13 protein-coding genes, 2 tRNA genes and 1 pseudogene are annotated in these 14,225 nt (G+C 60.8%); 6 read left to right on the forward strand and 10 right to left on the reverse strand.

Annotated elements, in window-relative coordinates; all coding sequences use genetic code 11:
* Positions 1-254: 254 nt before the first annotated feature.
* Positions 255-527, reverse strand: coding sequence for an HU family DNA-binding protein (locus QN152_12505; GenBank protein MDR7540331.1), 273 nt, complete (start codon positions 525-527; stop codon positions 255-257).
* A gap of 234 nt (positions 528-761) precedes the next feature.
* Here QN152_12505 and QN152_12510 point away from each other — a divergent pair.
* The 6 genes from QN152_12510 (at position 762) to QN152_12535 (ending at position 5,474) form a co-directional block, all read left to right on the forward strand.
* Positions 762-848, forward strand: a tRNA-Tyr gene (locus tag QN152_12510).
* A 60-nt stretch (positions 849-908) separates the two neighbouring features.
* A tRNA-Gly gene (locus QN152_12515) sits at positions 909-982 on the forward strand.
* A gap of 29 nt (positions 983-1,011) precedes the next feature.
* The gene (locus QN152_12520) at positions 1,012-1,446 is read left to right on the forward strand and encodes a DUF2628 domain-containing protein (GenBank protein MDR7540332.1); all 435 of its coding nucleotides are present in this window, start codon (positions 1,012-1,014) and stop codon (positions 1,444-1,446) included.
* A gap of 344 nt (positions 1,447-1,790) precedes the next feature.
* Positions 1,791-2,747, forward strand: a complete 957-nt coding sequence (locus tag QN152_12525) for an NHL repeat-containing protein (protein MDR7540333.1) — start codon at positions 1,791-1,793, stop codon at positions 2,745-2,747.
* Between the two features lie 139 nt (positions 2,748-2,886).
* A complete protein-coding gene (locus QN152_12530; protein MDR7540334.1) occupies positions 2,887-3,768 on the forward strand; it encodes a hypothetical protein in 882 nt (293 codons plus the stop codon).
* 506 nt (positions 3,769-4,274) lie between these two features.
* A complete protein-coding gene (locus tag QN152_12535; protein MDR7540335.1) occupies positions 4,275-5,474 on the forward strand; it encodes a GNAT family N-acetyltransferase in 1,200 nt (399 codons plus the stop codon).
* On the opposite strand, the gene QN152_12540 is transcribed toward QN152_12535, so the two are convergent.
* The 9 genes and pseudogenes from QN152_12540 to QN152_12580 all read right to left on the reverse strand — a co-directional run bounded on the left by QN152_12540 (position 5,416) and on the right by QN152_12580 (position 12,228).
* A complete protein-coding gene (locus QN152_12540; protein MDR7540336.1) occupies positions 5,416-6,522 on the reverse strand; it encodes a nucleotidyltransferase family protein in 1,107 nt (368 codons plus the stop codon). The genes QN152_12535 and QN152_12540 overlap by 59 nt on opposite strands.
* Before the next feature lie 93 nt (positions 6,523-6,615).
* Positions 6,616-7,683, reverse strand: a complete 1,068-nt coding sequence (locus QN152_12545; protein MDR7540337.1) for a S8 family serine peptidase — start codon at positions 7,681-7,683, stop codon at positions 6,616-6,618.
* Positions 7,684-7,710: 27 nt separating this feature from the next.
* Positions 7,711-8,118 (reverse strand): hypothetical protein, encoded by a 408-nt coding sequence (locus tag QN152_12550; protein MDR7540338.1) that lies wholly within the window; start codon positions 8,116-8,118, stop codon positions 7,711-7,713.
* Between the two features lie 247 nt (positions 8,119-8,365).
* Positions 8,366-9,136, reverse strand: a complete 771-nt coding sequence (locus tag QN152_12555) for a hypothetical protein (protein MDR7540339.1) — start codon at positions 9,134-9,136, stop codon at positions 8,366-8,368.
* 100 nt (positions 9,137-9,236) lie between these two features.
* Positions 9,237-9,827: pseudogene (locus QN152_12560) on the reverse strand (GNAT family N-acetyltransferase).
* 3 nt (positions 9,828-9,830) lie between these two features.
* On the reverse strand, positions 9,831-10,133 hold the full coding sequence (locus QN152_12565) for a hypothetical protein (GenBank protein MDR7540340.1): 303 nt from the start codon (positions 10,131-10,133) through the stop codon (positions 9,831-9,833).
* Between the two features lie 3 nt (positions 10,134-10,136).
* A complete protein-coding gene (locus tag QN152_12570; protein MDR7540341.1) occupies positions 10,137-10,346 on the reverse strand; it encodes a hypothetical protein in 210 nt (69 codons plus the stop codon).
* Positions 10,347-10,483: 137 nt separating this feature from the next.
* The gene (locus QN152_12575) at positions 10,484-11,641 is read right to left on the reverse strand and encodes an NAD-dependent epimerase/dehydratase family protein (GenBank protein MDR7540342.1); all 1,158 of its coding nucleotides are present in this window, start codon (positions 11,639-11,641) and stop codon (positions 10,484-10,486) included.
* A gap of 14 nt (positions 11,642-11,655) precedes the next feature.
* Positions 11,656-12,228, reverse strand: a complete 573-nt coding sequence (locus tag QN152_12580) for a sugar transferase (protein ID MDR7540343.1) — start codon at positions 12,226-12,228, stop codon at positions 11,656-11,658.
* Positions 12,229-14,225 lie beyond the last annotated feature (1,997 nt).

Raw genomic sequence — 14,225 nt, forward strand, 5'->3', positions numbered from 1 at the left:
GGGTGCCCCAGCCGGGCCAGCAGGCGGCGGGCTCGCGCCAGGTTGGTCTCGCGGCCCGGCGGGCGCGGATACCGGCCGCCGTCCAGCAGGCCGAACAGGAATTGGACCGCCTCTCCCTGCGTCACAGGGCTATCCTAGCAGAACGAAAAGGGCAGGCCGTTACTGGCCCGCCCTTGCTGAGACTGGCCGCCTTTGTCGAGACCGGCCGCCCTTGCCGAGACCGGCCGCCCTTGCGAAAGACGGTGGGCAGCGTCCTACTTGATCACCGACCGCAGCTCTTTGCCGGCGGTGAAGACCGGCACCTTCCTCGCCGGAATCTTGATCCGCTCGCCCGTCCGGGGGTTGCGCCCATTCCGGGCGGCCCTGCGGCGCACCAGGAACGTACCGAACCCCACCAGGGTGACCCTCTCCCCCCTCCTCAGCGTGGAGGTGATGGTGCTCAAGGTGGTGTTGATGGCCTCCAGGGCGCTCTTCTTGGTCAGCCCGGTCCTGGACGCCACCCTCTCCACGAGCTGCTCCTTGTTCATCTGCTCACCTCCTTCCCCGGCTGGCTCGCACTAATCCAGGCGGTGCGGCACGGCTTCCTTCGCGGAGATCCGCGGCCTCTCCTGCAGTGCCGGAGCGGCCCGTGGGCGCAAATTGAGGCAGGGCGGGCAATTCCGCCCTCAGGGGCGTGGTTCCCGGCCCGTGGCACTGGCCCTTGCCCCCGCTCGCTTTAGCCTTGCCCCACCCCATCCCCCTGCCTATACTTGATGGTGCTCGGGCGGGTACCGAAGCGGACAAACGGGGCTGACTGTAGATCAGCTGGCGGAATGCCTTCGGAGGTTCGAATCCTTCCCCGCCCACCAGCCTGGTTTGATGACCGGGGTCCCCACAGATTCGCGCAACGAATCTGTGGGGTGATCTCTGCGGGGATAGCTCAATGGTAGAGCCCCGGCCTTCCAAGCCGGTGATGCGGGTTCGATTCCCGTTCCCCGCTCCAGGTTCTCAGGCAACTACGGGGTAGGCTCGATGCGCTGGGGAGTTGCCGCGCTGTTGGTGCTGCTGGTTGTGGTGCTGCTGGGCCGGCTGGAGGTGACCTTCTGGCGCGTCTTTGCCGCCCTGCTGGTCGTGCTGTACGCCTTCCTCTGGGTCGGCTACGCGCCCTTCCGTCCCGCACGGTGGGTTCGCCGGGCCCTCAGCCAGGAGGTACCGCTGCCGGCGCGGGCAGACCCCGCCGACCTCTACTACCAGCCGCCGCCCCGCAGGCTGGGGTGGAACTGGGCGGCGGCGGTGCTCGGCCCGTTCTGGTACCTCCTGAGGGGCCTGTGGGTCCACGCGGTGATCCTGCTCTCTCTGGTGTTTGTCAGCGGCGGGCTCTTCATCCCCCTGGTCTGGCTCTACGCGGCGCTGAAGGCGGACGAGGACCTCCAGGAGTTCCGCATCGCCGGCAAGAGCGTCTACTGAGATCAGTCAGCCAACCGGTCCTCTCAGTCTTTGGCGGCGCTTTTTCCCTCTACCGAACGCTTCGGGATCGGTGCACGCACACCCCGAATCGCCACGCGCGAAACTATCGTCTGGTGAACAGCTCTCCACCCTTCGATGGAAGGAATCGTCCTGCGCTCCGCGAACTACACCATAATCGATACCAGCGAAAGAAGCAGAATACTGCGCTGAAGCTGCGAAAACATTCCGGCCTGCCGGTGACCTGCTTCGGTGCGCGTAATCCGGAGCAGGAGTGATTTCCGTCTCGGCGCAAGATCTGCGCTTTCCGATTGGTCCATGATCCCATACCCAGGAGGTGCTGACGTATGCTCCAGAGCCCACTCAAGCGCGGCCTGGTGCTGCTTACTGTGGCGCTGGTGGTCACAGGCTGTGGTGGAGTTGTCGTTGGGCCGCCGCCACCGCCGGCTCCGAAGATCTACGTAGCGGACCGAGACAACGACCGCGTGGTGCGGTTCAACGACATGTCCGGGACCGGATGGACCACATTCGGGACCTCCGGTAGCGGCACGAACCAGTTCGACTCCCCCGTGCAGCTCTTTGTGGATGGGACCGGTAGGATCTACATATCGGACCAACTCAACAATCGCATCGTGCGGATCAACGACATGTCGGGGACCGGGTGGGTCGCCTACGGATCCCTGGGCTCTGGGGTGGGGAACTTCAGTGGGCCCCGGGGCATCTTTGTGGATTCGGCCGGCAAGATCTACGTGGTGGACCAGGGGAATAACCGCATCGTCCGCATGGACGATATGACTGGAGCTGGATGGACGGCGTTTGGCGGCCCCGGAGGAGATCCGCTCAGCACGCCATTCGGCGTCTACGTCGATGCAACCGGAAAAATCTACATCACTGACCAGGGTAACAACCGGATCGCACGGATGGACGACATGGCCGGCGCGGGATGGATGACGTATGGGACCTTCGGCTCCGGGACGGGCAACTTCAACGGACCGCGGGGCATCTTCCTGGACTCCGCCGGCAAGATCTACGTGGCAGACATGAGCAACAACCGCATCGTGCGCGTGGATGACATGTCGGGAACGAACTGGGCGGAACTAGGCACAGCAGGTAGTGGCACCGGTCAGTTCAACTTCCCGGTGGGCATCTTTGTCGATTCCAGCGGGAAGATCTTCGTCGGAGACCATGCGAATCATCGCATTGTGCGGATGGACAACATGGCTGCAGCGGGCTGGATAGCACTGGGAGCTATGGGCAGCGGATCCGGACAGTTCAACTTCCCGACAGGGGTCTTCGTCCGTTAGCCTAAGAAGTGACGCACTGAGGGGTGGGGATAGATAAGGGGGGAGGGGGTTACCTCCCCCTATCTCTTTGCCGGCACAGACAGACCTTGTCCCGATACGCAAAGCTCGCCGCAGAGGATGAATCTTGGAGGAAGAAATAATGCGAAGGACGGTTAAGAGACTGGTGCGAGCAGGAATTCGTGCGGCTCGAAACTGGCTAAGAGAAGAGCCTCCCGATGAGAATTACGAGAGGGATGCCTTCGCGTATCCGTACCTCAACGCAATCCTCAGAAAAGTCTTTCGAGATGTGCAGGCCCGGCCAGACTACGCCTGGGGCGTCATGCAGGGAGCGCATCTAGCCAAGGCCGTCGGGACAGAACGTATCGGAGTCATCGAGTTCGGGGTGGCTGGAGGAAGAGGGTTGATCGCGCTGGAGCTCATCGCTGAGCAGGTCGAACGACACATGGCTCTCCAGATTGATGTCTATGGATTCGACACCGGATCTGGCCTTCCCAAACCTCGCGACCATCGTGATCTTCCCAACCTGTACTATGAGGGGGCGTATCCCATGGACCCCGAGAAGCTGAGGCGGCGGCTACGTCGGGCGCAACTTGTTCTAGGGTTCGTGAACGAGACCTTAGCGCGATTCATCGCGTCAGCTCCACCCCCTATCGCCTTTGCCGCGTTCGACCTGGATTTGTACAGCTCGACAATGGACGCTCTTAAGTTGTTCGACTTCGATTCCAGATTCTTACTACCACGGGTTCATTGTTACTTCGATGACATCATCGGGTTCACATTTGGCGAGTGCAACGGCGAGTTGCTGGCGATCGCCGATTTCAATGCGTCGCACGACATGAGAAAGATCGCCAGACTTCAAGGATTGCGTCATTTCGTGCCGATCGAGTTCGCTGATCAGCCATGGACGGAAAAGTTCTACTTGGCGCACATATTCGATCATCCAGCGTACGGCGTCAACGACGGACTGGTTCGCCGCGCCAGCCTCGGACTCGACGAGAACATCCTTCAACGTATCAGATAACACGCTCGTACTGGACTACTGGGACTTTCGGCCCCTTCAGTCTCTGAGACTGGGCTGGAAGGCCCGCGATGGCAGTGGAATCAGCCTGTCCCCGCTACGAACAGTGGAATCTACTAAGCCCGGGAGTGGTCACTTGCATCGGCCAAACACACCTTGCCTGCCCACAGGTTGCACAGTTTCACAGCTTGGCACGCTAACCGGCTGGTACGGCTACGGCCTGCCGGTTGCGGAAGCCTTTTCCCTTCGCCTAACGAGAGTACTTTCCGCAAACCAGCCTAAGATCTCCGCAAGCTTCTCCGAAGGATATCTACGACGTTCGACTACACCGAATTCCCTCTTTCAATCGCTCGCATTCTTTCCCACGCGGGATAGATGCCAGATCCCCGCCTGTGCCAGCGTGTAGCTGAGCTCTCTTGATCCAGATTGGGGAGACCGTGGCGGCACCCCGCAGAGCCACCTGTATCTGGTAGCGGGGAGCCGCCAGATCTGGAGCCTGACAGCCAACAGTGTCTCTTTCCCTGAGAATCATCGACCAGGTCGAGGACCTGGAAGGACTACGGGGGCCGTGGGATGAGCTCGCTTCGTGCACAAACGCAGGACTCTACCAGACCTGGGAGTGGACGTTTGCCTCCGCCAGGTACCATATGGCCACAGGCAGGCTGCACATATTGACGGCGTGGGATGGTACCAGGCTGGTGGGCGTTGCGCCCTTCGTCTGGCGTCCGCACAGGCGAAAGCTGGTAACCACCTGCGATCTCCACCCGCTCGATGCAACCCACCCTGAGACCATAGAGCTCCTGGTCGCCGAGGAGTACAGTTCGACCGCAGCGGAGGCCTTTGCTGACCATCTAACCAAACAGGGATGCTGGGACAGGCTTCACATACATTCCGTGCCTCCGGACTCCATTGCCACCGAACATTTCCTCTGCTCGATGGCCAGACGAGGCCACGCGATCTCACAGGAACCAGGTAGATCATTGCTGGTTGTCCGGCTCCCGTCATCCTTTGATGAGTACCTGGGGAGGCTACAGGGCAAGACCAGGAGAGAGCTCCTTCGGAGATCGCGCCATCTTTCCCGGCTTTGTGTCGTGGAAGAAGTTCAGCTCGGCCAAGACTTGGGACAGGCACTCCACAGATTTCTTGAGTTGCACGACCTTCGCTGGCGCCTCCTTCAGCGTAAATCCCTCTTGGCCGATCAGCGCCTCCGCAACTTCTACCGCGAGGTGGCTCAACTTCTTCACGAGCGTGGCTGGCTCCGGCTTTCCTTCCTGCGGTCGGAAACCGGCTACATCGCGGCTGACCTCGTCTTCTGGTGCAACGGACGGGCGTACGCTCGCCAGTGTGGCCTCGACATCTCCGGGGCCTGGACCCGGTACTCGCCCGGATTGGTCCTTGCTTTGAAGAATATAGAATGGGCGATTCAGGCGGGCCTGCGTGAGTTCAGGCTCGGCCCCGGCGATGAACCGTACAAGCGGAACTTCGCGCCGGAGGTCATGCCGACCAGCAACTACCGGATAGTGTCACGCGCTCTGAAGACACGGGCCAAACTGCTCTTCGATTTCCTGATCCAGCATACACGAAAAGTCGCTGGGACTGTTGTCGCACCCGGACTGACCACCAGAACCATTCTGTCGAATCTGGGCGTCGTCACGACCAGGCCGAGCGCTCACCGCTGGGCACGGGGTGGGTCGCCGGATGCCGGGTGAGCAGACTGCTGATCATTATCTGACCAAGGATCGGCAGGGCCGCTGCCCCGTGGAGGAGCCTGCGGGCCACGCCACGCATGGTGCTGTCCGCGTTGTCCGTGCCGGGACCCCGCGCCACGGACTGGAGAATCAGCCCGGGCACCCTCTCCACACGGTCCACCACGAGGCAGGCGGCCAGAGGCGCTATACGAGAGTAAGGGCGGGCGAACTGGTCCGTCGATGCCCGAGCCGCCATGCTCCACTGCACCCGCTGGAGGTAGTTCTCCGGTCGAGCGAAGGTCCGCACGGCCGCAGGCAAGGGAACATCGAGCAGGGCCTCGACCAGATACAGGGCGGCCCCACAGACCGACCGCATGCCCCATGCGCGCGCCCGCGCGGCCAGAGCATCCCAGTCGATCTGATCCGGCCTGTGGAATACCATGCGCCCGATGTCCACCACTAGTCGGGGAGACCAGTGGTGCTGCGGCAACTGCATGGCGACCAGCAAGAGGTGATCCGTCAATTCGGGCACAAGACAGGAGTGAAAGACGTCTGAGGATGCGGATCGCTGCCAGATCGCCCTCAGGTCGGGGAAATAGGAGCGCTGGAGATCGAACAGGTCGAAGTGTACTTCCACCATTACAGGAAACGTCCCGTCCCGCCGCACCAGCCGAAGGTGAAATGGATGATTGCCGCCGGCAGGCGAGTACCCCAGCCGTTCGAGTATTCCCGTGGCCGCCTGCAGGTCTTCGCGTTGCACCATGATGTCCAGGTCCGAAAAGGGTCGGCCCGGCGCGCTGCCGGTGACTTCGTCAAGCGCCGGGCCCTTGAAGAGCAGGACGGACAAACCCCGAGAGGCCAGCGCCTCAGTGATCTGAATCAGCTCCTGGCGCAGCCACCGATGCCGGGCGAGCAACTGGAAGTACTGTACCCTCAGCCACTCCAGAACATCCTCCGGCACATCACGGGCATGCCACCGTAGGCGGTCGTAGACCACGGCCACCAGCCCGGTCCGATATACTGCGTAACAGAAGGCAAGCCAGTCTGTCCCTGCCAGCCGCGGGATCACGGTTTTGACCGACAAGGCCTGCGCCCGCGGTTTAGCTATCTCAAGCAGGAGAAGCCCCATAGGGGTCGCGCTATGGCCTCACTTAAACCCGTCTCAAGGTGCTGCCAGACCGAGCCCGGGAGGCGGAAGATCACCGAGCCATAGATTACGAATGCCACGCCCGGTGTGAGAAGCGTCTTCGCCTGGCAGGATGTCAACGGAAAACGTGCCACTGCTGCTTACTGCAACCATATCACTGGCCACGGTAATGGAGCTACTCGAGGATATCCCTGTAAATGCCCGCATGAGGTTCGTGCTGGCCGGCGCGCCCAGAGCGGCTCCAGCACTGATCAAACCCCAGCCAAAGCTCGGATCGTACCCCGATGGGCCCAGGTCGGTGGCGGAACTCTGCAGGACGCTCTGCACAGTACTGGGTCCGGTCACACCTTTGGCCATGAGCAGGGCGGCAAGGCCGGTAACATGAGAGGCAGCAAACGATGTGCCGTGCGTGAACAGGTATTGGCTGGGGGCCGCCTGCGTGCCCGAGGTACTGAGCACGCCGTCGGGATTCCCATCATTGTTCAGGTCTGTACTTAGATCGCCCCCAGGCGCTACAACGTCGACACAAGATCCAAAGTTCGAATAGGAAGGGCGAGCATTGGTGATGGTAGTGGCGGCGACGCCGATGACGTTCGCGAAGCAGACCGGATAGCGGGGTAGCTGGTCCAGGTCCCTGTTATCATTGCCGGCGGAAGCTACCACCACCACGCCGGCGGCAACCGCATAGTTGATGGCATCCTGCAACGCCTGGCTGAAGTTCCCATAACCGATCCCAAAACTCATGTTGACAACTCTGGCGCTGTGGCTCACAGCATAGTAAACGGCATCAACAACTCTATCGGTCGTTGCCGCACAACTTCCGGCGTCGTTGGTGAACACGCGAAGAGGCATGATCCTGGTGCTTGCCGCCCCTCCCCAGTTCACGCCGGCAACGCCCCTTCCATTACTTGTGAGTGCGGCAATAGTACCGCTGAGGTGAGTACCGTGGCTGGGAGTGGTGGCATCGGGACACCCGGGATCCTCAGGGTTCGTATCGCCATCGACGAAATCGTATCCGGCAACCATCACCCCCGCCAAGTCTTCGTGGCGAGAGAGAATTCCTGTATCGATGACTGCCGCCACCACTAGCGCGCTGCCGGTGGTCACCTCCTAGGCGGCGGGAAGGTTAACACTGGCGTAATGCCACTGAGAGGGATACGCGGGATCATTGGGGCCGTTGAGCGATGGGCGGATTTCAACGGCGTCCAGATACAACAGGTAGTTGGGCTCAGCGAACTCGACGAACGGGTGAGCACGAAACCGGGCGACCACCGCCTCGACGGGTTCCCCTGTGGTAATCCTCAGCAGGTAGAGGCCACTTTGAGGGCTGAAACGCAGTTGTTCCATCCCCAGGCCGGCTTTCAATGACTCCACGTCTGTCGGGTGCAGCCCTCGCTTGAACTTGACTAGAAGCTGCCCGGGAGCGAACGCGGGACGGTCCGCAGGCGACCGGCCAAGAAGCGGGAAAGAGCCAGCCCGGAAGGTGGCTGAGCCTGCCTGCGCTGTCGACACCGACACCCCCACTGATCCAGCCACGCTGCCGAGCACTGAAACGCCGCTTCCCGTGCCTCCACAGGCTGCGAGCACGAGGGTGGCCAGGGCTAGCAGACAGGAGCCAGCTCGCCATGATGGAGTTGCTCGCGTCCAGGCCGAACCTAAGCAAGCTACGAGAATCCTGCGAAAGCCCTGGAGGGCGCGCACCAACATTCCTCCTCAATGTAAGGCTTTGTCGCAACCGTGAGACAGCCAAACAGCCTTCGGGCATTCAGGCGTGGACCAGATGCAACCTCCGTCCGTTTTTCCCAAGCACGGTCAAGCGTCCATTAACCACCCAGACGAACGCGCCTTTGCGCTGCCGGCTCACGAAGAAAAGAATCCTGGCTACGACGTGCCAGCCGAGCCTTTCAACGCCTTTTCGGGACGGGGTGTTGTCGACGTCGACAAGACAGTAGACCCTGCGAAAGCCGGCTCTTCGAGCGTAAAGCAGCTTTGCTTGGATGACCGCACTGTGGATCATCTTGCCCCGCCAGGCCCGGGGGGTAAAGGCGGTGTGGAAATAGGCCTCGCCACTGCCCAGATCGCCCTCGATGGGCGGGTCGACGAAGAAATCTATTGATCCGCCTTCTCGAATCCAACTGCTGTGAACGATTTCCCGCCCGACCTTCGCTACAAAGCAACGCTCCAGCGGCTGGGTCATGACGCCTGCCTCGCGGCTCACGCCCGCAGGCAAGGGCGCCGCGGAGCCACCGCGCGCGATCTCTCCGCGGAACTGACTCTCCAGGTGACGGGGTACTGGCCATCCCTGCGTCCTGGCCAGAGCCAGAAGCATCTCGATATCCGCGTCACCGGCTAGCGTCACCTCAACCTCTGCTTGTGGGTGAATATCAGGAATCGGCTCGCAGGGGTCCCGCTGGTAAAGGTTGACCAGCGACAGCTGCCCCAGGGGCGAGAGCAGGAATTTCGTCAAGTACCAGAGCAGTGGCCAGAAGCCACGGTACCTCAGCGTGTTTGCTGCCTCCCGGTAGCGGCGGAGCACTCTCCTGCGTGCCCCGCCCACGAGACCCATCAAGTGCGCGAATACCACAGGCATTGTCTTCGTCAGAGGCGCCCGAAGGGCCTCGGGTCCGGGAATTCTCTCAGGCCGAGAAGGCGAGGGGTGCAAGCTTCATCCCGGGGATGAAGGCGCGGAGGAGCCTGCCGGCGCGCTGGCTCGCCCCATGCAGAATCAGCCGCACCTGAGTCGATGACCGGCCGGAGACAATCTGGTAGCAGGACGTCATCCTTGCTTGGGGAGCGAAATCCAGCTTGTATGCCTCTCCCTTGCGGCCGAAAGCGACCTCCTTCATGCCCGTGCGGATGACCTGTGTGAGCGAGTGAAGCAACAGCGCCCTGACCGGCGAACGCCGGGCCCAGGGTGAGGAAGGATCGAAGCCACACTGGTGCCAGTAGACGCGGTCGCGGTGTCAGAAGGCCAGGTGCGCGGCGACGGCCTCTTGTCCGACGCGCAGAAGGGAGAGCCGTACCCACCCCCGGGCATGCAGCATGCTCACCACATCGCGGTAGAATGCGGCAAGAGACGGATCTGCCAACAGGCTCGGCACCCCCTTGCGCGCAAAACGGAGCGCGTGGAGACGGAGGAGGGTGTCCAGATATACGTCGACGTCGCCTCGCGGAGGACAGACATCCACCTCGGCGGCCTCCATAATCCGACGGTATTCGCGCCGCAGCTCCTACCGCGTCTTCTGACCGAGGCCAGCGAAATATTCGTCCAGAGACCCGGGTAACACGGTGACAAGATTCGTGGGGCCCTTCTCCGCGAGCACTTTGTGCCCCCGCCGCGCCATTGTCTCAAGGAAGATCTGGGTTGCCCTGGAATTCGCCGGAACGAGGTCCAGGCGCAGGATATCCCAATCCCTCGATTCGGCAAGGTGCCTGCCGAACGCCTCACCGACTCGAGCATAAAGATCTCCGGCTACCAGGAAGTCCTGCGTGTCCGATGCAGCACTGAAAAAGCCGAGACTGGTCAACTCCACGATTCATCCGCCGACCGGCTGGGCGGTGAGGGGGCCGATTCCCACAAGCTTCCCATCGCTGTAGGCGGCGAGGATCCGCAGGCGCCTTCCTCCTCCGAAGTGCTTCCAGGCGGCAAAGGCCCACTCCCATGTCTGGAAGATGCTGCCTTCCGCTTCCACCACGAGGCGGTCCCATGATTCCCGCAGCAGCTCGAAACCGGCAAGGTCGCCCATCTCTTCGACGGCGATTTCTGAAAGCGCGGGGCCGAGGGCGGAAACAGCGGTAGTCATACGCCCAGGGTTCGACAGCCCGACTCTCAATGCCTTTTCTGCCCAGGGATAAGGACCACTCTTCCTTAATCCTTAATCCTTTACGTGACGCTTCGCCCTGCGGGACGAAGCACTCCCAGGGCCCGCATCCGGGCCTCGGCCTCTTCTGAGTAGTCCCGAAAGTCGGCCTGATCCTGCGCCCACGCAATGTACTCATCGACTACGCGCTCGAGAGGCACCAGGGGCTCCCAGCCCAGCGCTCTGAGCTTGCCAACGTCGGAAAAGATGTGGCGCGTATCTCCGAACCGGTACAGGCCCGGAACATGAGGGCTAAGCTCCACACGGGCCCGTTGCGAGACCAGCCGTGCGTATTCGAGAACAGAGATCCTGCGATCACCGCCCACATTAAGTACCTGGAAGTCAGCCCGAGGGTCTTCCAAAACATGGATGTTCGCCCGTGCCACATCCTGGACAGCGACATAGTCCCGGAGCTGCTGGCCGTCCTCGTAGCATACCGGCGGACGGCCGTGAAGGAGTCGCTGGACGAAGACGCGGAGCGCTCCGGAGTACGCATTTCTGAAGGCCTGGCGGGGACCCTGGACGATGGAATAGCGCATGCAGACCGTGGGGATGTTGTAGCGCCGCCCCAGGTTGAGGGCGACCATCTCCTGCGTGTACTTGCTTATTGCGTACTGATTGTGGGGATTCACTACCGCCTCATCCGTCCACTGCGGCTCCATGGGCGCCCCACACTGCGGGCAATGCACCTCCCAATCGCCTCTTCGCAGCTGTTCCTCTGCTCGTGGGGGCGGGAAGTATACACCATGAGTGTCCCCTGCAGCTCCACCTGAGACAGCGGCCTTGCAGCGGTACTTTCCTTCTCCGTAAACTGCCTGGGAGGACGCCACGACAACCTTCCGAACAGGAAGACGTCGCTCGACAATGAGCTCATAGAGGAGGGCAGTCGAAACAGTATTGGTGTGAAAGAAACGCGAGAAGTCTGGCAGGTAGTCCTGGTAAGCCGCCAGGTGAAACACCGCCTCAACGCCGTCGAGGGCGCGTTCCCAGTCCGCCCTGTTCCTCACATCACCCTGGACGAAGTCCACCTCCCCCACAGGCACGTACTCGGGGAGGTGCCCCGGTGTGTGCACCGGCGGGAGGAGCGCGTCCAGGATGCGGACAGAATAGCCGCGCTGGAGCAGCAGGTCGACTGTGTGGGACCCAATGAATCCTGCACCGCCGGTAACCAGTACCTTCATCCCCAAACAGAATCTTAGTAGTTCTTCCCGGTGATCAGATAGAGGATTCCTCCGGCAAGGATCCTCAGGTCCAGCCAGAGGGACCAGTTGTCAATGTACTCGAGGTCCAGGCGGACCCACTCCTCGAAGTCTCGGGGCTGCCCGCGTAGGTGCCAGAGGCAGATCATCCCGGGCTTCGTGCTCAGCTTGCGACGGTGCCGCTCCTCAAATTGTTCCCATTCATAGGTGAGTACGGGGCGTGGGCCCACCAGGCTCATGTCTCCCTTGACCACGCTCCACAGTTGGGGCAGCTCGTCCAGGCTGTACTTGCGCAGGAACCGTCCCAGAGGCGTCACCCGCGGATCATCTCTCATCTTGAAGACAGGTCCAGTAGCCTCGTTTCGGTCCATGAGGTGCCGCTTCATTTCATCAGCACCCACGACCATGGTCCGGAACTTGTACGCCCGCAGGGGCCGGCCTCCCTGGCCGACGACCGGCCAGCGGTACAATGCAGGACCGGGTGAAGTGAGCTTGATTGCCAGAGCAGCGAGTAGCAGAAACGGGGACGAAAGCAGGAGGAGTAGGGTGGCCACGAAGACATCGACCACACGCTTGCATGCCCTCTGCAGAGACAGATCCTTTTCCGCAGTCTTTTCCGCCTGCAGGTTAGGCCTTACATCGCTTGTCCTCATCGAATACCGGCTACAGATGCTCTCCGATCCGACCTCCCAGCGTCAATGCGACTAATAGGCATGCAGTAATGCCCGCAGTGCATAGGCAGGGCTCCTTCAATGCCGTCAGATCTATGCCACGATCACTCCAACCATCACGCTGACATTCAGACTGCTGGCCAGCAACTACATCGCTCCAACCGGAATAACGCCGTGGCGAGCGTAGCGACAACAGGGTCGCCCCAGCAAACTGTCGGCGGCACCATCGTTGCCACCAGCAAATATGCCGGGAGAAATCCACATGTCCCGGGGATACTGCGTCCGACAGAAAGTAGACGCCACGGGTCTTCCGTTCACGCCGCCTACTCACGTTCGCACTCAGGAGACTGTTCGTTGGAGTGACTTCCGTGGGACATTCCGACCTTCCTGGATAGCCCGCACGAACCGTTGAAGCTGAATGAGGTACAATATCAGCGTATGGTGGCCACGCCTCTCGCCCGTGACAGTACACCATGCAAGAAAAGGGAACAGGGTCGAGCGACGGAACCATGGTGTAGGTTCGCTAAGAGCATAGCGGACGATTTCGGCGGCAAACCGGCGGAAATGCTGCCGATGGCTAACTACTGCCCGCTTTCGCGAAAAAGGAATGTGCGCAAATCTAGGGAACGCTCGGCGGATTGCCTCAGTATGGAGCTGCCCATGAAGAAGAAGCTCAGCCGATATTGAGGTAACGAAATCAAAGAGATCGCGATCAACGTAGGGACTCAACACTCTCACCACACGATTGATCATGGCGTAAGGTACAAGCGCAACCGAACGTCGCGTGCGATTCCAAAACAGAAAAGAACCAACGGGGTTAGGGGCATCAGCATGCCGCTCCAATTCCTGGATCAGACGGCGAGTTGCCACCGCTCTGTCAAATCCACGATAGCGACGAGCAGGCAAGAGATTAGACAAGAGTATGTCGTGCCTACCGAGCAGCTGATCACTCAGCTTTCGCCACCGACGTGACCTGAATAGTCCTACCAGATCGGCGTTGAATCTTGTGCTCTCTCCCGACAGCACATCGCCTCCGATCCCATCGAACACAACGCTCGCCCGCCCGTCAAGATAGTTCACCATCGGAAGGTACCAAGCATGCTCAATGCTACAAAATGAAGTCATGACATTCTTTGTCAGCTCCAGCCCAAGCCGAGAAGGCGTTCTAGGAAGGATCACATGCTCCACGCCCAACTCACGGGAAACGAAACGCGCAATCTCGATATCAGGGTGATTCGAAGGAGGGAATCCCCACACGGTAACGGTAAACTTGGGGCAATACCCAGCTCGGCACAGTTCGAGCAGAATATGCCTGCTGTCCCTTCCACCGCTCAGCGGAATGGCGAAATCCGCGACCGACGGGAGTCTCACGCGTATAACTTCTCGAAAGAGCTCAATGTAACGATCGATCGTCTCATCCCAACTCATTGTGCGCGATGCCGGCATGTTCCACCCTCCGCGCACCTCCAAGCATCCACCCTGCCACCTAAGGTGTGCATTCGGAGGCAGCGCCCGTATCGCCTTGAAGGGGGTGTCTTCAGCGAGAAAGAATCCTAGTCGCAGAAAGACTGCCAAAGCTTCCTCATCTAACTCCGTAGACGCACCTACCTCCACAAGTTTGACGAGTGAAGGCGAGATACAAATCTTGGTTGGAGTGGCGTAGTAGAACAGAGGATAGAATCCGTATCTGTCATTGCTAGCAGTTACGCTAGCCCCGTCCCATTTCCATTCGGCAAAAATCCCATCAGGCGGATCCCCATGAGTCCGGGCGATCCGGTGCCCGAGCAAGACAGAAGGACTACCCGCAAGGTAATAGTGGCGGCCCCTAATTTCCACAAGGACAAAAGGTTCGGTCACCTGACGTTCCCCCCATGCCGGGAGTCCAATAGGGTATA

The sequence above is a fragment of the Armatimonadota bacterium genome, assembly GCA_031459715.1.
Classification (GTDB): domain Bacteria; phylum Sysuimicrobiota; class Sysuimicrobiia; order Sysuimicrobiales; family Humicultoraceae; genus Humicultor; species Humicultor tengchongensis.